At 72.4% G+C, this 17,000-nt stretch carries 16 protein-coding genes; 4 read left to right on the plus strand and 12 right to left on the minus strand.

The window, feature by feature from the left end:
* Positions 1-144 precede the first annotated feature (144 nt).
* A complete protein-coding gene (locus ABD52_RS08690; protein ID WP_053065333.1) occupies positions 145-1,413 on the plus strand; it encodes a PP2C family protein-serine/threonine phosphatase in 1,269 nt (422 codons plus the stop codon).
* Here the strand turns inward: ABD52_RS08690 and ABD52_RS08695 are convergent.
* A complete protein-coding gene (locus ABD52_RS08695; protein WP_230651205.1) occupies positions 1,393-1,734 on the minus strand; it encodes an STAS domain-containing protein in 342 nt (113 codons plus the stop codon). The genes ABD52_RS08690 and ABD52_RS08695 overlap by 21 nt on opposite strands.
* A gap of 201 nt (positions 1,735-1,935) precedes the next feature.
* On the opposite strand from ABD52_RS08695, the gene ABD52_RS08700 reads away from it, so the two are divergent.
* Entirely contained in the window at positions 1,936-3,504 is a 1,569-nt protein-coding gene (locus ABD52_RS08700) for a mucoidy inhibitor MuiA family protein (RefSeq protein WP_047891470.1), read from the plus strand.
* 69 nt (positions 3,505-3,573) lie between these two features.
* On the opposite strand, the gene ABD52_RS08705 is transcribed toward ABD52_RS08700, so the two are convergent.
* From ABD52_RS08705 to ABD52_RS08755, 11 genes are all read right to left on the minus strand, one after another.
* Complete coding sequence (locus ABD52_RS08705) at positions 3,574-3,843, minus strand: GlsB/YeaQ/YmgE family stress response membrane protein (protein ID WP_047891471.1); 270 nt, start codon at positions 3,841-3,843, stop codon at positions 3,574-3,576.
* A gap of 111 nt (positions 3,844-3,954) precedes the next feature.
* Complete coding sequence (locus tag ABD52_RS08710) at positions 3,955-4,932, minus strand: ion transporter (protein WP_114919364.1); 978 nt, start codon at positions 4,930-4,932, stop codon at positions 3,955-3,957.
* A gap of 72 nt (positions 4,933-5,004) precedes the next feature.
* Complete coding sequence (locus tag ABD52_RS08715; protein WP_013283806.1) at positions 5,005-6,111, minus strand: magnesium and cobalt transport protein CorA; 1,107 nt, start codon at positions 6,109-6,111, stop codon at positions 5,005-5,007.
* Positions 6,112-6,169: 58 nt separating this feature from the next.
* A complete protein-coding gene (locus tag ABD52_RS08720; RefSeq protein WP_013473798.1) occupies positions 6,170-6,850 on the minus strand; it encodes a response regulator in 681 nt (226 codons plus the stop codon).
* Positions 6,847-9,393: a DUF4118 domain-containing protein gene (locus ABD52_RS08725; RefSeq protein ID WP_047891472.1), complete on the minus strand. Its 2,547-nt coding sequence runs from the start codon at positions 9,391-9,393 to the stop codon at positions 6,847-6,849. The genes ABD52_RS08720 and ABD52_RS08725 overlap by 4 nt, the downstream gene beginning before the upstream one ends.
* An 80-nt stretch (positions 9,394-9,473) precedes the next feature.
* Entirely contained in the window at positions 9,474-10,355 is an 882-nt protein-coding gene (locus ABD52_RS08730) for a potassium-transporting ATPase subunit C (RefSeq protein ID WP_047891473.1), read from the minus strand.
* Positions 10,355-12,529 (minus strand): potassium-transporting ATPase subunit KdpB, encoded by a 2,175-nt coding sequence (gene kdpB / locus ABD52_RS08735; RefSeq protein ID WP_030272858.1) that lies wholly within the window; start codon positions 12,527-12,529, stop codon positions 10,355-10,357. Before kdpB ends, ABD52_RS08730 begins: the two co-directional genes overlap by 1 nt.
* 20 nt (positions 12,530-12,549) lie before the next feature.
* Entirely contained in the window at positions 12,550-14,205 is a 1,656-nt protein-coding gene (gene kdpA, locus ABD52_RS08740) for a potassium-transporting ATPase subunit KdpA (protein WP_047891474.1), read from the minus strand.
* A complete protein-coding gene (kdpF, locus tag ABD52_RS08745) occupies positions 14,205-14,294 on the minus strand; it encodes a K(+)-transporting ATPase subunit F (RefSeq protein ID WP_036311210.1) in 90 nt (29 codons plus the stop codon). The genes kdpA and kdpF overlap by 1 nt, the downstream gene beginning before the upstream one ends.
* A 184-nt stretch (positions 14,295-14,478) precedes the next feature.
* Positions 14,479-14,736, minus strand: coding sequence for a hypothetical protein (locus tag ABD52_RS08750; protein ID WP_047891475.1), 258 nt, complete (start codon positions 14,734-14,736; stop codon positions 14,479-14,481).
* Between the two features lie 22 nt (positions 14,737-14,758).
* On the minus strand, positions 14,759-15,463 hold the full coding sequence (locus tag ABD52_RS08755) for a GAF and ANTAR domain-containing protein (protein ID WP_013283799.1): 705 nt from the start codon (positions 15,461-15,463) through the stop codon (positions 14,759-14,761).
* A gap of 197 nt (positions 15,464-15,660) precedes the next feature.
* Between ABD52_RS08755 and ABD52_RS08760 the strand changes: the two genes are divergently transcribed.
* On the plus strand, positions 15,661-16,110 hold the full coding sequence (locus ABD52_RS08760; protein WP_047891476.1) for an STAS domain-containing protein: 450 nt from the start codon (positions 15,661-15,663) through the stop codon (positions 16,108-16,110).
* 179 nt (positions 16,111-16,289) lie between these two features.
* The gene (locus tag ABD52_RS08765) at positions 16,290-17,000 is read left to right on the plus strand and encodes a GAF and ANTAR domain-containing protein (protein ID WP_013283797.1); all 711 of its coding nucleotides are present in this window, start codon (positions 16,290-16,292) and stop codon (positions 16,998-17,000) included.

Genomic DNA, 17,000 nt, shown 5'->3' on the forward strand with positions numbered 1-17,000 from the left:
GATCATCGCGTGCCGGAGCGCCCGCTACCGCCACTATTCGGTAGTTGCCAACTATATGCAATAACTTCTGGTCGATGACGGCGACCCGCCGCCCCCGGTGTCGCTCGCCAGGCGGACGTCCGGCGCGCTGAATATGCTCGGGGGGTGAAGGACAGCGAGCAGGCGGTGCTGGCCGGGATGTTGCAGTCGGCCGAGGACGCCGCCCCGGTGCAGGCGGTCGAGGCCGTCACCGGCGTCATCGCCACGGCGCTGAACGCGCGCGGCGTCTCGCTGCTGATCGCCGACCTCAGCGGCCGTGCGCTGGTCCGGCTGACGCACCAGCCGGCCGGCGGCGGTACCGGCCGGCGTCACGGCGAGGAGGACGCCGAGGTCCTCCCCTTCGACGGCGGGCCCTACGAGCAGGCGCTCCGTCAGCAGGCCCCGGTGGTCGTCCCCGGCGACGGCGCCTGGACCGTACTGGCGCCGGTCACCGACCGCGGTGAGGCGATCGGCCTGCTGGAGATCGAACTGCCCGACGACCCGGACGGCGACGTGGTGAACTGGGTCGCCCGTACCGCGCACGCGCTGGCGTTCGTGGTCATCGCCAACCGCAGGCACACCGACCTGTTCGAGTGGGGACAGCGCACCACCCCGTTCAGCCTCTCCGCCGAGATCCAGCGTCGCCTGCTGCCCGCCTCGTTCACCTGCGAGGCCGGCGCCTTCGCCCTCTCCGGCTGGCTGGAACCCGCCGCGAGCGTCGGCGGCGACACCTTCGACTACAGCCTGGCCCGGGACCTGCTGCACCTCAGCGTCACCGACGCGATGGGCCACGGCGTGGCGAGCGCGCTCACCGCCACCCTCGGCGTGGGCAGCCTGCGCAACAGCCGCCGCCGTGGCGCCGGCCTGGTCGCCCAGGCCGAGGAGGCCAACCGGGCCGTCGCGGAGAACGCGAACGTACGCGGCGCGTACGTCACCGCCGTGCTGGGCCGCATCGACCTGACCACGGGACGCTGCGAACTGGTGAACGCCGGGCACGTCCCACCGATGCTGGTCCGGGACGGCCGGGTCGTACCGGTGGACCTGCCGGGCAACTTCCCGTTCGGGATGTTCCCCGGCGAGAGCTACCGCAGCGGGGAGCTGCCACTGCTACCCGGCGACCGGCTGGTGGTGGTCACCGACGGCATGCGCGACCGCAACGCCGCCGACCTCGACCTGCCCGCCGCCCTGCTCCGCCTCTCCCACCTGCATCCCCGTGAGGCGGTCCGGGCGCTGTCCGACGCGGTGCTGGAGATCGCCGGGCCGGCTCTGACCGACGACGCCACGCTGCTCGTCGTCGACTGGTACGGCGACCACGGGCCGCGGCGCAGCACCGCCGGTGCCGACACCGCCCGCGTCAGCCCGGACGAGGAGCGCTCAGCGCACCGCCGCCGGTGAACCGTCCTCGGCGTCACGCACCGTGCCGAAGAGCGGGATGACGCGGTCCACCGAGGTGATCGAGAAGACGTTGCGGATCGACTGGCGGACGACGGCCAGACCGAGCCAGCCGTCGCGCTCCCGCAGGTTCTTGTAGACGAGCACGAGCGCGCCAAGGCCGCTGGAGTCCACGAATCCGACCTGGGTCAGGTCGACGACCACCGTCCGGGCGCCGGTCTCCACCACCTCGAGCAACCGGTCACGCAACGTCGGTGCGCTGGCCATGTCCAGGTCGCCGGCGACCTCGATCACCGGGCCGACACGCCCCTGCCTGGTCGTCACCGAGAACTCCACAACTCCCCCTCCACCGCACACCCGTCGCTACCCGACACCGTGCCAGAAATCCGCCCTGATCGCCTCCCGTAGGTGCGCGGCGGTTCAGCGGCCTACCCGCGAAGTGGTGGAGGACACCTCAGTGCGCGCCACCGCGTATCCGCTCTGCGGCAGCCCCGCCGCGGGCGCGCCTGAACTACCCTCGCCGCCGTGGACACTGTGGAGATCGATGCGCCCGTCGTCGGCGTGACCGTCTACCCGGACCGCGCCCGGGTCACCCGCCGCGGCGGCGTCCGGCTGGCCGCGGGCGACCACCGGGTACGCGTCGCCCCGCTCCCGCTGGGCCTGCGCCGGGACTCGATCCGGGTGGGTGGCCGGGGAGCGGTGACCGTACTCGGGGTGGACGTGACCACGTGGCGGCAACCCCGCAGCACCGACGCCCAGGTGGTCGAGCTGGAACGGCGGCGGCGGGAACTGGCGGACGAGCTGGCCGAGGTCGGTGACACCGACGCGGTCGAGGAACAGCGCGGCGAGTTCCTCACCCGGCTCGCCGAGCGGGCCGGTGGCACGTACGCCCGGGCGCTGGCCGCGGGCGACGTCGCGGCCTTCACCGACTCGGTGTCCGGTCAGCTCACCGAGTCGCGGGCCCGGCGGCGCGGGCTGGCCCGGCGGCGCACCGAGCTGGCCGAGGAACTGGCCGCCGTCGACCGGGAACTGGACGCGGCGCGCGGCAAGCGGGAGCCGGACCGGCTGGCCGCCGAGGTGTCCGTCTCGGTGGACGCCGACGACACCGAGGTGGAGCTGGAGCTGACATATCTGGTGGACGGCGCCCGCTGGACGCCCTCCTACGACCTGCGGCTGGTCGAGGACACCATGACTGTCACCTGGTTCGGGCTGGTCAGCCAGGGCACCGGGGAGGACTGGCCGGAGTGCGAACTCCAGCTCTCCACGGCCCGTCCGGCGGCGGCGAGCGGCGTACCCGAATTGTCGCCCTGGTATCTCGACCGGCTCCGGCCGAAGCCGCCGATGGCCGTGTCGGCCGCGTCGTTCGGTGGCGTGGTCCCGCCCCCGGCGCCCGGCGCGGCACCGGCGGGCCGTCCCCGCGCGGCACGGGCCGCGGCGCCGGCGGTGCGGGAGAGCGTCGCCGAGGTGGAGCAGGGCGTGACGGCGGCTACCTACCGTCCCGCGCGGCCGGTGGCGGTGCCCGCGGACGGCAGCGCGCACCGGGTGACGATCGCGGTGCTGGAGCTGCCGGCCCGGCTGGACCACGTGAGCGTGCCGGTGCGTGCCGCCGAGGCGCACCTGCGGGCCACGGTCCGCAACACGTCGGACCACACGCTGCTGCCCGGCCCGGCGTCGGTCTTCCACGGCGCCGATTTCGTGGCGGCGACGCGGCTGAAGACGTGGGCGCCGGGCGAGGAGACCGAGCTGGCGCTCGGGGTGGACGACCGGCTGCGGGTGGAGCGGAAGCTGTCCCGGCGCACCGAGAGCAAGGCCACGCTCGGGTCGACGCGGCGGCGGGAGGTGGAGTACCGGATCACTGTGGCGAACCACACGCCCCGGCCGGCCACTGTGGAGGTCCAGGACCAGCTGCCGGTGTCCCGGGACGAGGCGGTGGTGGTACGCGAGACCGCGCTGACGCCGCCGCCGGCCGAGCGTACGGAGCTGGGTGAGCTGACCTGGCGGCTGTCGCTGGCGCCTGGTGAGAGCGGCGAGATCGCCCTCGGCTTCCGGGTGGAGCTGGCCAAGGGTGTCGAGCTGACCGGCTGGCGGGAGTAGCCGGCACACACGTTAAGAAGGGCCCCTTCTCATGCGCGATGCGTTAAGAAGGGGCCCTTCCTTCGGTCCTCAGATGCGGCGGCGGCCGTAGACGCCGGCGAAGATGGCGACGCCGATCGCGGCGAAGGCCACCTGGAGCACCAGCTCGATCCAGTCGATGCCGGGGGTGTCGTCGACGCCGAACGCGCCGGCCACCAGCGTGCCGACGAACGCGGCGACCACACCGATGAGCAGGGTCAGCCAGATCGGGATGTTCTGCTTGCCCGGCACCACCAGGCGCCCGAGCGCACCGATGACGAGACCGATGATGAGCGCGGTGAAGAAGCCCGTGATCTCCACGAGAGGCGTCCCTTCCCTCAGATGTGTTGGCGTCTGGCTGGTTGCCCCGATCAACCAGCCGGCCAAACCCGGGAGCCGCGTTCGTCACGGAACTGTCATGACCGTCCCTGATCAGTGGTCCGAGGGCTGGCGGCGGCGCGGCGCGCCGGGCGGCTCCTCCCGGTCGATGCGCAGTTCCCGCTCCAACTCGGCGATCACCATGCGCAGGTCGTCCAGTCGCTGGCTGATCGCGATCCGGTCCACCTCGTCCGGTATCCCGTCCCCGTCGGAGTCGTAGTCGGAGGCCAGCCCCTCGGTCATCTCCAGCCGGCGCGCCTCCTCCATCGAGTTGACGATGACGGCGATGAGGATGTTCAGCAGGAGGTTGACCGCGATCATCACGAAGCTGACGTAGTAGAGCAGCGTCCACGGCGACACCTCCAGACCCTGTTCCAGCAGGTCCGGCAGCGTCTCCAGGGACAGCAGCACGAACAGCGTGACGAGCGAGCGACCGATGTCGCCGTACTGCTCGGGGTAGCGGTCGCCGAAGATCAGCCAGCCCGCCATGCCGTACACGTAGAGCGTGACGGCGGCGAGCGCGAGGAAACCCGCGACGCCTGGGAGGCTGCGCCACAGCGCCGCGACGATGGTCCGCAGGCCGGGTGAGAAGCGCACGAGGCGCAGCACCCGGGCGACCCGGATGAACCGCAGCACAGCCGAGTCGCCGTGCAGGCCCGGGACGAATATGGCTGCTGTCACCAGCAGGTCGAAGACGTTCCAGCCGTGCCGGAAGAAGTCCTGCGGGCGGCGGCCGTACGCGAGCACCCGGATGGTGATCTCCACGACGAACACCGCCCGGAACATCCACTCCGTCCACCGCAGCACCGGCCCGGCGGCCCCGAGGTTCGGGTACGTCTCGATGCCCAGCACCACGCCGTTGGCCATGATGAGCACCACGATGGCCACCTCGAACGGCCGGGACGCGACGATCCGGGCACAGTGGCCGGCCAGCCCGCGCTTTCCGTCACTGGTCCGGCGCCCGCCGCGCGGTGCCGGAACCGTGTCCCCGATCAGCGTTCCCCTCCGGCACACGAGAGCCGGACGACGCACGGACGACAGGGGGTAGCCACCCGGACACTTTAGTGGATCACCGACGGCGAACTGCTCCGGCGCCCGGCCGGCTCACAGCCAGCCGCGGCGCTTGAACAGCAGGTAGAGCGCGCCGCAGACGGCGAGCATCAGGGTGACCGCGAACAGGTAGCCGTACCGCCAGTCCAGCTCCGGCATGTGGGTGAAGTTCATCCCGTAGACGGTGCCGATCAGGGTGGGCGCGAACAGGATGGCCGCCCACGCGGAGACCCGTTTGATCTCCTCGTTCTGCTCGAAGCTCGCAGCGGTCAGGCTGCGCATCTCCTCGTTCTGCGCCTGCGACACCAGTGTGGCGTTGACTGTGAGGATGTTCTGGAGCAGGTGCCGGAACCCGTCCACCCGCTCCACCACCTGGGTCAGGTGGTCGGCCACGTCGCGCAGCCGGCGGCGTAGTTCCTCGTCCGTGCCGTACCTGTCGAAGCCGTGCGTGAGCGCGTCGACCACCTTCAGCAGCGGCCGGGCGGCCCGCTGGAACTGGATCACCTCGCGGCTCAGCTCGTAGATGCGGCGGCTGGCGTTCGGGTCGCCGCCGAACACCTCGGTCTCGATCTCGTCGATGTCGTTCTCCAGCCCGGCCACCACCGGCGCGTAGCCGTCCACCACCCGGTCGAGCACGGCGTAGAGCACCGCCTCCGGGCCGAGCGCGAGCACCTCGGGTTCGGCCTCCAGCCGCCGCCGTACCCCGGCCAGGTCCGGCGTGCCGCCGTGCCGCACGGTGATCACGAAACCGGGGCCGAGGAACAGGTGCAGCTCGGCGAACTCGACCGCCTCCCGGGCGTCCAGGTAGCGGGCGGCGCGCAGCACCACGAACAGGGTGTCGCCGTAGCGTTCCAGCTTGGGGCGCTGGTGGGCGTTGATCGCGTCCTCGACGGCCAGGTCGGGGAGCTGGAACTCGGCGGCGAGCGAGGCGACCTCCTCCCGGCCCGGGCGGCGCAGCCCGATCCAGGCCATCGCGTCGTCGAGGTGTTGCAGGCAGCGGAACGTGTCGGCGAGGGTGACCGGCGACGCCCGGCGTACGCCGCCGACGTAGACGCCGCTGTCGACCAGCCCGTCGGGTCGCTCCGGCTCGGCCGCGCCCGCGTCGATGGCGTGCTCGTCGAGGCGGCGGCCGAACCCCTCCGAGGACCGGTTGTCCGCCATGCCCCTCCCCCGCTGCTCGGCCGGGTCGCCGAGTCCCCCGCCCGCGCTCGCGCAAACGTCAGGGGCGGTAGCGGTAGCCCATGCCCGGTTCGGTGATCAGGTGGCGGGGCCGGGCCGGGTCGTCCTCCAGCTTGCGGCGCAACTGGGCCATGTACTGCCGCAGGTAGTTCGTCTCGTGGTGGTACTCCGGCCCCCACACGTCGTGCAGCAACTGGCGCTGGCTGACCAGCTTGCCCGGGTTGCGCAACAGCTTCTCCAGCATGGCCCACTGGGTGGGGGTGAGCTTGACCTCGACGCCGTCGTCCCGGGTGACGGTCCGGTCGGCCAGGTCGACGGTGTTGCGGCCGATCCGCAGCGCGGGCACGGCGGGCGTGGCCGGGGCGAGCCGCCGGGTCACCGCGCGGATGCGGGCGAGTAGCTCGTCCACCCCGAACGGCTTGGTCACGTAGTCGTCGGCGCCCGCGTCGAGCGCGGCCACCTTGTCCTCGCTGCCGGCCCGTCCGGACAGCACGATGATCGGCACGGCGGTCCAGCCGCGCAGGCCCCGGATGACGTCGGTGCCGTCCAGGTCGGGCAGGCCGAGGTCGAGCACCACCAGGTCCGGTGGGTGCCCGGCGGCGGCCTTGAGCGCGGCGGCGCCGCTGTCGGCGACCTCGACGTCGTAGCCCCGGGCACGCAGGTTGATCCGCAGCGCGCGCAGGATCTGCGGCTCGTCGTCGACGACCAGGATCCGGGTCATTCCTGCGGCCCCTCCGGCTGGGTGGCGGCCGGCAGCCGCAGCACCATGGTGAGACCGCCACCGGGCGTGGTCTCCGGGGTGATACTGCCACCCATCGCCTCGGCCAGTCCCCGGGACAGCGCCAGCCCCAGGCCCACCCCGGTCTGGTTGTCCCGGTCGCCGAGACGCTGGAACGGCAGGAAGACGTGCTCCCACTGGTCCTCCGGGATGCCCGGCCCGGTGTCGATCACCCGCAGCTCGACCTGTCCGGCGTGCGCGCTGCCGGTGATCGTCGGCGGTCGGCCGGGCGGGCTGTGCCGCAGCGCGTTCGCCACGATGTTGACGAGCACCCGCTCCAGCAGGCCCGGGTCGGCGAGCGCCGCCGGCAGGTCGGCCGGGATGTCCGTGGTCACCTCGGCCGCCGCCGGGCCCAGTTCGTCGAGGGCCAGGGGTACGGCGTCCTCCAGCCCGATCGCGGTGGCGCTCACGCCCAGCGCCCCGGCCTGCAACCGGCTCATGTCGAGCAGGTTCGCCACCAGCCGGCCCAGCCGGTCCAGCGACTCGTCGGCGGTGGCGAGCAGTTCCTCCCGGTCGTCCGCGTCGAACTCGACGTCGTGGCTGCGCAGGCTGCTCACCGCCGCCTTGGCCGACGCCAGCGGCGTACGCAGGTCGTGGCTGACCGCCGCGAGCAGCGCGGTCCGCATCCGGTCGGCGGCGGCGAGCGGACGGGCGGTGGCGGCCTCCTCGGCCAGCCGCTCCTGGCGCAGCGCGACGGCGGCCTGCGCGGCGAACGCCTCGACCACCCGACGGTCGGCCGCCTCCAGCCGCCGGCCGGCGAGCACCACGCTGAGCCGGTCGTCCACCGGCACCACCGTCTCGCCCGCTCCAGGGCTACCGGGCGGTCGCTCGCCGACGCTCGCCACCACCCGCCAGGCGTCCGCGCCCCGGGCGCGCGCCGGGCGTCCGCCGGCCTCGTCGGTCAGCTCCAGCACGCTCACCGCGCGCAGCCCGAACGTCTCCCGCAGCCGGTCCAGCAGCGCGGGCAGCGGTCGCTCGCCGCGCAGCACGCTGCCCGCCACGGTGGCCAGGGTCTGCGCGTCGGCGGAGGCCCGGGCCGCCTCCCGGGTACGCCGGGCGGCCACGTCGACCACCCAGCTCACCGCAATGGCGACGCCGACGAACACGCCCAGGGCGAGCAGGTTGTCCGCCTCGGCGATGGTGAGCGTCCGGTACGGCGGGGTGAAGAACCAGTTGAGCAGCAGCGAACCGCCGAGCGCGGCGACCAGCGCGGGCCACAGCCCGCCGACCAGCGCCACGCCCACCACACCGGCGAGGAACAGCAGGATGTCGTTCGTCAGGGTGAGGTCGGGCAGCGTCCGCAGCACGAGCGTGAGCAGCGGCATGCCGAGCACCGCGAGCGCGTACCCGATCAGGCGCCGGCGTCGGGACAGCGCGGCGGGCACCGACGTGCCCCGGCGCCCGCGCCCCGCCTCCGGGTGGGTGACCAGGTGCACGTCGATCGGGCCGGACAGCGCGGTGGTGGTCACCCCGACGCCCCGGGCGAACACCTGCGCGAACCGGCCCCGGCGGCTCGCGCCGAGCACGAGCTGGGTGGCGTTGACGCCCCGGGCGAAGTCCAGCAGCGCCGCCGGGATGTCGGTGCCGAGCACCTGGTGGTACGTGCCGCCGAGGCTCTCCACCAGCACCCGCTGCCGGGCGAGCTGGGCCGGGTCGGCGCCGGCGAGCCCGTCGCTGCGGGCCACGTGCACGGCGAGCAGGTCGGCGCCCTTGCTGCGGGCGGCGATCCGGGCTGCCCGGCGGATCAGCGTCTCGCCCTCGGGGCCGCCGGTCAGCGCGACCACCACCCGTTCCCGCGCCTCCCAGGTGTCGGAGATGCCCTGCTGGGCCCGGTACGCGTCGAGCTGCTCGTCGACCTTGTCGGCCAGCCAGAGCAGCGCCAGTTCGCGCAGCGCGGTGAGGTTGCCGACCCGGAAGTAGTTGCCGAGCGCGGCGTCGATCTTGTCGGGCCGGTAGATGTTGCCGTGCGCCATCCGGCGGCGCAGCGCCTCCGGCGTCATGTCCACCAGCTCGACCTGCTCCGCGGCCCGGACCACCTGGTCCGGCACCGTCTCCCGCTGGGTGGTGCCGGTGATCTGCGCGACCACGTCGTTCAGTGACTCCAGGTGCTGCACGTTGACAGTGGAGAGCACGCTGATCCCGGCGTCGAGCAGCTCCTGCACGTCCTGCCAGCGCTTCTCGTGGCGGGAGCCGGGCACGTTCGTGTGAGCCAGCTCGTCCACCACGACGACCTCGGGCCGCCGGGCCAGCACCGCGTCCAGGTCCATCTCGGTGAACTCGACGCCCCGGTACGTCATCGACCGGCGCGGCACCACCTCCAGGTCGCCGATCATCTCGGCGGTGTGCCGGCGGCCGTGCGTCTCGACCAGGCCGATCACCACGTCGGTGCCGCGCTCGGCCCGGCGCTGGGCCTCCTCGAGCACGGCGTACGTCTTCCCGACGCCCGGAGCGGCACCGAGATAGATCCGCAGTTCACCCCTGCCCACGCCCCCATCCTCCCCGAGTGGAAGGAAGGGCCCCCTGTTAACGCCTCGCGAGGTGAAGGGGGCCCTTCTTAACACTTCCGTCAGCGCGCCGGGAACGCCTCGTCCAGCGCCAGGTTGAGTTCCAGCACGTTCACACCGGGCTCGCCCATGAAGCCCAGCGCCCGGCCGGTGGTGTGCTCGGCGACCAGCCGCCGTACCGCCGCCGGGTCCGCGCCGCGCTCCCGCGCCACCCGGGCCACCTGAATCTCCGCGTACGCCGGGGAGATGTGCGGGTCGAGGCCGCTGCCACTGGCGGTGACCGCGTCGGCCGGCACGGCCGGGCGCGCCGGGCCGTCCCCGCGTACCGGGGTGACGATGCCGCCCTCGGCCACGTAGTCGTGGCCGGGCTGCGCCGCCTCCACCGGTACGCCCTGCCAGGTGGCGACGAACGGCGTCGCGGGCGCGGCCTGGTTGACGCTCACCACGCGGGTGACCCGGCCGGTGAGGCCGTCGGCGCGGAACACGGCGAGCACCGCGCCCACCCCGTCCGGCGTGCAGTACGGGCGCCGCCCGTCCACGCCGTCGAGTTCCCCGACCGCCTTGCTGCGGGCGCAGACCTGGGTGAGCAGGCTCTGCGCGGAGGTCTCCTCATCGCCGGTGAGCGTGTCCACCACGCTCTCCGGGCCGAGGTTGCCCGCCGCGGTGGCGGTCGGGTCGTAGCCGTCCCCGGCGGCCGACGGGCGGGACTGGAAGTAGCGCGGGACCGGGTTGCCGTCCGCGTCGGTGAACGACTGGCCGATCAGCGAGCTGCCGACGGTCCGGCCGCCGGCGGTGAGCAGTGAACCGTCCGCCCTGCCGTCGAGGCCTGGGAGCCGGCCGACGGCGACCAGGGCGAGCGGGTAGACCAGGCCGAGCAGCACGGTGAAGACGAGCACCGCGCGCAGGGCGGCCAGGTGCTGGGAGAGCCAACTGGGAAGGCGCATCACGAGATCCCCGGGACGAACTGGACGAGCAGGTCGATGAGCTTGATGCCGACGAACGGCACCACGATGCCGCCGAGGCCGTAGAGCCACAGGTTGCGGCGCAGCAGCGTCGAGGCGCTGGCCGGGCGATAGCGCACGCCGCGCAGGGCCAGCGGGATCAACGCCACGATGACCATCGCGTTGAAGACGACGGCGGAGAGGATCGCCGACTCGGGGCCGGCCAGGCGCATGATGTTGAGCCGGTCCAGCGACGGGTAGATGCCGGCGAACATGGCCGGGATGATCGCGAAGTACTTCGCGATGTCGTTGGCGATGCTGAACGTCGTCAGCGCACCCCGGGTGATCAGCAACTGCTTGCCGATCTCCACGATCTCGATCAGCTTGGTCGGGTCGGAGTCGAGGTCGACCATGTTGCCGGCCTCCTTCGCGGCCGACGTGCCGGTGTTCATGGCGACGCCGACGTCCGCCTGGGCCAGCGCGGGCGCGTCGTTGGTGCCGTCGCCGGTCATGGCGACGAGCCGGCCGCCCTCCTGCTCCTTCTTGATCAGCGCGAGCTTGTCCTCCGGCGTGGCCTCGGCGAGGAAGTCGTCCACGCCCGCCTCGTCGGCGATCGCCTTCGCGGTATGCGGGTTGTCACCGGTGATCATCACGGTGCGGATGCCCATCCGGCGCATCTCGTCGAAGCGCTCCCGCATCCCGGCCTTCACCACGTCCTTGAGGTGGATGACGCCGAGCGCCCGGGCCGGTTCCCCGGTCACGTGCTCGGCCACCACGAGCGGCGTGCCGCCGGTGCCGCTGATCCCGTCGACCAGTTCACCGACCTGCTCGGTCGGGTGGCCGCCGTTGTCGCGTACCCACTTCATCACCGCGGCGGCCGCGCCCTTGCGGACGTGCCGGACGCCCCCGTCGGCGTCGAGGTCGACGCCGCTCATCCGGGTCTGCGCGGTGAACGGCACGAACGTGGCGTGCGGGATGAGACCGGGCTCGCGCTCGCGCAGCCCGTACTCGTTCTTCGCGAGCACCACCACCGAGCGGCCCTCGGGGGTCTCGTCGGCCAGGCTGGACAGCTGCGCCGCGTCGGCGAGCGTGGCCGCGTCCACGCCGGTCACCGGCAGGAACTCGGCGGCCTGCCGGTTGCCGAGCGTGATCGTGCCGGTCTTGTCCAGCAGCAGCGTGTTGACGTCGCCCGCCGCCTCGACCGCCCGGCCGCTCATCGCCAGCACGTTGCGCTGCACGAGCCGGTCCATGCCGGCGATGCCGATCGCGGACAGCAGCGCGCCGATGGTGGTCGGGATGAGACAGACCAGCAGGGACACGAGGACGACGCCGGTGACGCCGGAGTCGGTGATCGCCGCGGTGTCGGGCGCGGCGGCCTGGTAACCCTTGGCGAAGATCGCCATGGGCTGGAGCGTGACGACGGCGAGCAGGAAGATGATCGTCAGCGCGGCCAGCAGGATGTTCAGCGCGATCTCGTTCGGCGTCTTCTGCCGGTTGGCGCCCTCGACCAGCGCGATCATCCGGTCGATGAAGCTCTCGCCCGGCTTCTGGGTGATCCGGACGACGATCCGGTCGGAGAGGACCCGGGTGCCGCCGGTGACCGCGCTGCGGTCGCCGCCGGACTCCCGGATCACCGGGGCGGACTCGCCGGTGATCGCCGACTCGTCGACGCTGGCGATTCCCTCCACCACGTCGCCGTCACCGGGGATGACCTGCCCGGCCTCGACCAGGACGACGTCACCCTGCCGCAGTTGCGGGGCGGGCACCGCCTCGTCCCGGTACGCGTTCGCGGCGGCACCGGGCGTCCAGCCGACCAGGCGGGTGGCGATGGTGTCCTGCTTGGCCCGGCGCAGCGTGTCGGCCTGGGCCTTGCCGCGTCCCTCGGCGACCGCCTCGGCCAGGTTCGCGAAGATCACGGTCAGCCAGAGCCAGACGGTGATCGCGACCGCGAAGACCGACGGGTCGGCGACCGCGAGCACAGTGGTGAACAGCGCGCCGATCTCCACGATCAGCATCACCGGGTTGTGCCACAGGGTGCGCGGGTCGAGCTTGCGCAGCGCGTCCGGCAACGACCGGAGCAACTGGCGAGGGTCGAGCAGTCCGCCGCCGACCCGGTCCTCCCGGCGGCCCGGCGTGCCGGGAGTCGGCGCGTCGGCAGTCTGAGCAGGCGCGGTCATGTCCTTGTCTCTCATGGTTGTCACAGCCCTTCGGCCAGCGGGCCGAGCGCGAGTGCGGGAAGGAAGGTGAGCGCGACGAGGACGACTGTGACGCCGACGACCATGCCGACGAACAGCGGCCGGTGGGTCGGCAGGGTGCCCTCGGAGGCGGGTGTGGGTTGCTGGCGGGCCAGCGAGCCGGCCAGCGCGAGCACGAAGATGATCGGCAGGAACCGGCCGAGCAGCATGCAGAGCCCGAGCGCGGTGTTCCACCACTGTGTGTTCACGGTGATGCCGGCGAACGCGGAGCCGTTGTTGTTGCTGGCCGAGGTGAATGCGTAGAGCACTTCGGACAGTCCATGCGGCCCGACGTTGAGCGCCGTCGAGTCGTTGCCGGTGGCGAACGCGGCGGCGGTGCCGGTGAGCACCAGCGCCGGGGTGATCAGGAAGTACATCGAGGCGAACTTGATCTCGCGCGAGCCGATCTTCTTGCCCAGGTACTCCGGGGTGCGCCCGACCATCAGCCCGGCCACGAACACCGTGATCACCGCGAGGATCAGCAGCCCGTACAGACCGGCGCCGACCCCACCGGGGGCGACCTCGCCGAGCATCATGTTGCCGAGCGTCATCATCCCGCCCAGCGCGGTGTACGAGTCGTGGAACGAGTTGACGGCGCCGGTCGAGGTGAGCGTGGTGGCCGCCGCGAACGTGGCCGAGTTCGACACGTCGAAGCGCACCTCCTTGCCCTCCAGCGCCGCGCCGACCGCCTGCGGCACCGTGCCGTCGCCGGCCAGCTCGAACACGTTGGTGAGGGTGATGCCGGCGAGCGCCAGGATCGCCATCACGGCGACGATCGCGTAGCCCTGCCGCTTCTGCCCCACCATCCGGCCGAAGACCCGGGGCAGGCTGAACGGGATCACCAGGATCAGGAAGATCTCCAGCCAGTTCGTCCACGCGGTCGGGTTCTCGAACGGGTGGGCGCTGTTGACGTTGTAGAAGCCGCCGCCGTTGGTGCCCAGCTCCTTGATGACCTCCTGGCTCGCCACCGGCCCGCCGGTGACGGTCTGGGTGCCGCCGGTCAGCGTGGTCACGTCGGTGCCGCCGGACAGGTTCTGCACCACGCCGCCGAGCATCAGCGCGAGCGCGCCGAGCACCGCGATCGGCAGCAGGATCCGCAGCGTGACCCGGGTCAGGTCGACCCAGAAGTTGCCCAGCTCGCCGGTGCGGCTGCGGGCGAAGCCCCGGACCAGCGCCACCGCCACGGCGATGCCGACGGCGGCCGAGACGAAGTTCTGCACCGCCAGGCCGGCCATCTGCACCAGGTGGCCCATCGTCGACTCGCCCGAGTACCACTGCCAGTTCGTGTTGGTCACGAACGACACAGCGGTGTTCCAGGCGCCGTGCGGCACCACCGGGTCGAGTCCGAGCGAGAGCCACAGGTGGTTCTGCAGGCGCTGCAACGCGTACAGGAACAGCAGGGAGACGGCCGAGAAGGCCAGCACCGAGCGCGCGTACACGCCCCAGGTCTGCTCGGCGGCCGGATTGACCCCGACCAGGCGGTAGATCCCCCGCTCGACCCGGGACGACCGGGTTCCGGCGACCACGCGGTGCATGTAGTCGCCGAACGGCCGGTGCACGGCGACGAGCGCCGCCACCAGCGACAGGACGAAGAGCACGCCGGCTGTCGTCATGCTCATCAGAAGCGCTCCGGGAACAGCAGGGCGGCGACCAGGAACACGCCCAGGCCGATCGCCAGCACCAGGCCGACGGCGTTGACGGCGTTCACAGCTTCTCCACGCCCCTCACCACGAGGGCGAGAGCCGCGAACAGCCCCACCGTCAGCAACACGAACAGCACGTCAGACACGGCTGATCTCTCCTAGCGGAAGATGTCCTCGCGACCGCCTCCCGGCCGCGCCGGGCAATCACAGCGCCGTATCCGCCGGACGGACAGGGGTCTTGACGCGACCATCACGCGCGGCCGCGGTTTCTTGACGCGCTTTTCACGCCGCCTCCGCGGCCGGTGATCCGGGTCACCGGACGGGCCTCGACGCCGATCGACCGGAGGTGCCGGTAGCCGGCGCCGAGCACCGCGGCGAACCCGATCGGCACGGCCCGGGACCAGGCGTCACCCGGGCCGGTCAGCTCGCCGTGGCGGTGCGCGAGGAACCCGACGAAGATCGCCGCACCCAGCGCGGCCACCGCCGCGACCGCGCGCAGGTCGGCCACCGCGAGCGGCGAGGCGCGGACCTCAGCGGGCGGCGGCGCGGGAGACGAGCGCCTCGGCCACCTCGCGCAGCTTGCGGTTGGAGTCCTGGGAGAGCTTGGCGAGCAGCGTGAACGCCTCCTCGGCCGAGCAGCGCCGCTGGCCCATGATGATGCCCTTGGCCTGCTCGATCACCGCCCGGCTGCGCATCGCCTCCTGCATCTGCCGGGCCAGTGTCGCGGTGCTCTCGTAGAGGTGGGCGTTGGCGAGCGCCACCGCCGCGTACGCCGCGAACTCCTCCGCCAGCTCGATCGACGACTTGTCGAACGCGCGCGGCGCGCCGCCGTGGATGTTCAGTGCCCCGGTGACCGCCTCCTGGATCGGCAACCCGATCGACAGCGAGCTCTGCACGCCCGCCGCCCGGGCCCGTGCGGCCCAGCCCGGCCAGCGCGGCTCGTCGGCCAGATCGGGCAGGCAGATGCTCACCGCGCTCATCGAGGCGTCCAGGCAGGGGCCGTCGTCGTGCGCGTACTGCCACTCGTCGAGGCTGCGGGCCAGGTCGCTGGTGTAGGCGATGGCCCGGTTCGCGCCCGCCTGCACCAGGGAGACGGACACGTGCGCGCTGCCCGGGACCGCCCGGTTCGCCAGTTCGGCGACACGTGCCAGGACGTCGTCGAGCGCCACCTCGTCGAGCCGGATCCGGCTCAGCTCCGCGAGGGCGTCGGCGGGTTCCATGCTGGCGGATTCCATCCTCGTGTCCTGTCCTGGCGGGGTCATCGGCGTCTGTCGTTCCGCTGACGGTACCCGGCACGGGCGGGTCCGAACGCCTCCCACGCTGCGATGTCCACCCGGTCGACGTATCGTCGGGTACGGGTCAAGACATGTGCCCTCCCTGCTCGCGGCGTGCCTCGCCGCGGGCTTCCTCAATCGGTGAGGTCGGAGGTGACATGTCGGACGAACGGCCGGTCTTCGGCTGTCATGACGTCCCCACGGCGTCCGGGGCGTTCCGCCGGGACGAGCCGATCATGTGGCTGAGCTGCGACGCAGGCGTGGACATGACATGGATCTCGGTGGCCGGCGAGGTGGACCTCAGCAACGCGCACCTGCTCACCGAACTCGTGGAGTCCGCTGTCGCCGCGCCCGCCCCGCTCGTGGTGATCGACCTCGCGGAGGTCAGCTTCTTCGGCGCGTACGGGACGAACGCGCTGGTGCTGGCGCAGCGGGTGCTCACCGGGCACGGCCGTCGGCTGGTCCTGCACCGGCCCTCCCCGGTGGTCCGGCGCGTCCTCGGCGTCACCGGCACGCTCACCGCGTTCGAGGTCGTCGATCGGCCCGCGTTGCCGGCCGCCGACGACGGGTCGGCACGTCCCGTCGTACCCACCCGCTCCGGGTCGTAGAGTTGTCCCGGTAGTCGACGTCCCGTCGGGGGCGTCACGAACGAGCGTCAAGAAGCGGCGCAGGTCCCGATCCATGCCGGAATCGGGATGCTGGTCCGTCACCACGGGCCGATCCCCGTCACCAGCCGTCCCGGCCTACCGGGCCGACGGCGTCGCTTCGCACAAGGACGTCACAGCTCATGCCGCAGGCCCACCCCGACCTCGCCGCTGCCTTGATCAGACTCGGCCGGATCAAGTACGACGAAGTCGACCTCGACGTGGTGTTGTCGACCATCGCCCAGGTCGCCAAGGACACCCTGCCCGGTACCGCCGAGGTGTCGGTCACCCTGGTCCAGGGCACGGAGGCGCACACCGCCGCGTACACCGGCGAGCTGGCGCTGACGCTCGACGAGTGGCAGTACGCGCAGGGCCGCGGCCCGTGCCTGGACGCCGCCACCACCGGCACCGCCATGCTGGTGCCGGACATGGCGGCGGAGAGCCGCTGGCCGGAGTGGGCGGCCCGGGCGCACGCGGCGGGCGCGGCCAGTTCGCTGTCGATCGGCCTGCCCATCCAGGAGGCGATGGTCGGCGCGCTGAACATCTATGGCGCATCGCCCGGCGTCCTGGACCGCCAGGTCGAGCTGGCGCAGACGCTGGCCGGGTACGCCGCCATCGCGCTCGCCAACGTCCACCTCTACGAGAGCACGGCGACGCTGGCGCAGCAGATGCAGGAGGCGATGCAGAGCCGGGCCGTGATCGAGCAGGCGAAGGGCATCATCATGGGGCAGCGGCGCTGCTCGGCCGACGAGGCGTTCGCCATCCTGGCCCGGGTGTCCCAGGACTCCAACCGCAAGCTGCGTGAGGTCGCCGAGTCACTCGTCGATCGCGCGGTGCACGGGCCTCGTGACTGA

It is taken from the genome of Micromonospora sp. RV43 (assembly GCF_001029515.1).
Classification (GTDB): Bacteria; Actinomycetota; Actinomycetes; order Mycobacteriales; family Micromonosporaceae; genus Micromonospora; species Micromonospora aurantiaca.

What these genes read in the sequence shown, in the direction of transcription:
- kdpB (WP_030272858.1), bottom strand. Translation starts at nt 12,529, where the DNA reads ATGACCGCGCCTGCTCAGACTGCCGACGCGCCGACTCCCGGCACGCCG.
- ABD52_RS08730 (WP_047891473.1), bottom strand. Translation starts at nt 10,355, where the DNA reads ATGCGCCTTCCCAGTTGGCTCTCCCAGCACCTGGCCGCCCTGCGCGCG.
- ABD52_RS08760 (WP_047891476.1), top strand. Translation starts at nt 15,661, where the DNA reads ATGTCGGACGAACGGCCGGTCTTCGGCTGTCATGACGTCCCCACGGCG.
- ABD52_RS08765 (WP_013283797.1), top strand. Translation starts at nt 16,290, where the DNA reads ATGCCGCAGGCCCACCCCGACCTCGCCGCTGCCTTGATCAGACTCGGC.
- ABD52_RS08755 (WP_013283799.1), bottom strand. Translation starts at nt 15,463, where the DNA reads ATGGAATCCGCCAGCATGGAACCCGCCGACGCCCTCGCGGAGCTGAGC.
- ABD52_RS08720 (WP_013473798.1), bottom strand. Translation starts at nt 6,850, where the DNA reads ATGACCCGGATCCTGGTCGTCGACGACGAGCCGCAGATCCTGCGCGCG.
- kdpA (WP_047891474.1), bottom strand. Translation starts at nt 14,205, where the DNA reads ATGAGCATGACGACAGCCGGCGTGCTCTTCGTCCTGTCGCTGGTGGCG.
- ABD52_RS08715 (WP_013283806.1), bottom strand. Translation starts at nt 6,111, where the DNA reads ATGGCGGACAACCGGTCCTCGGAGGGGTTCGGCCGCCGCCTCGACGAG.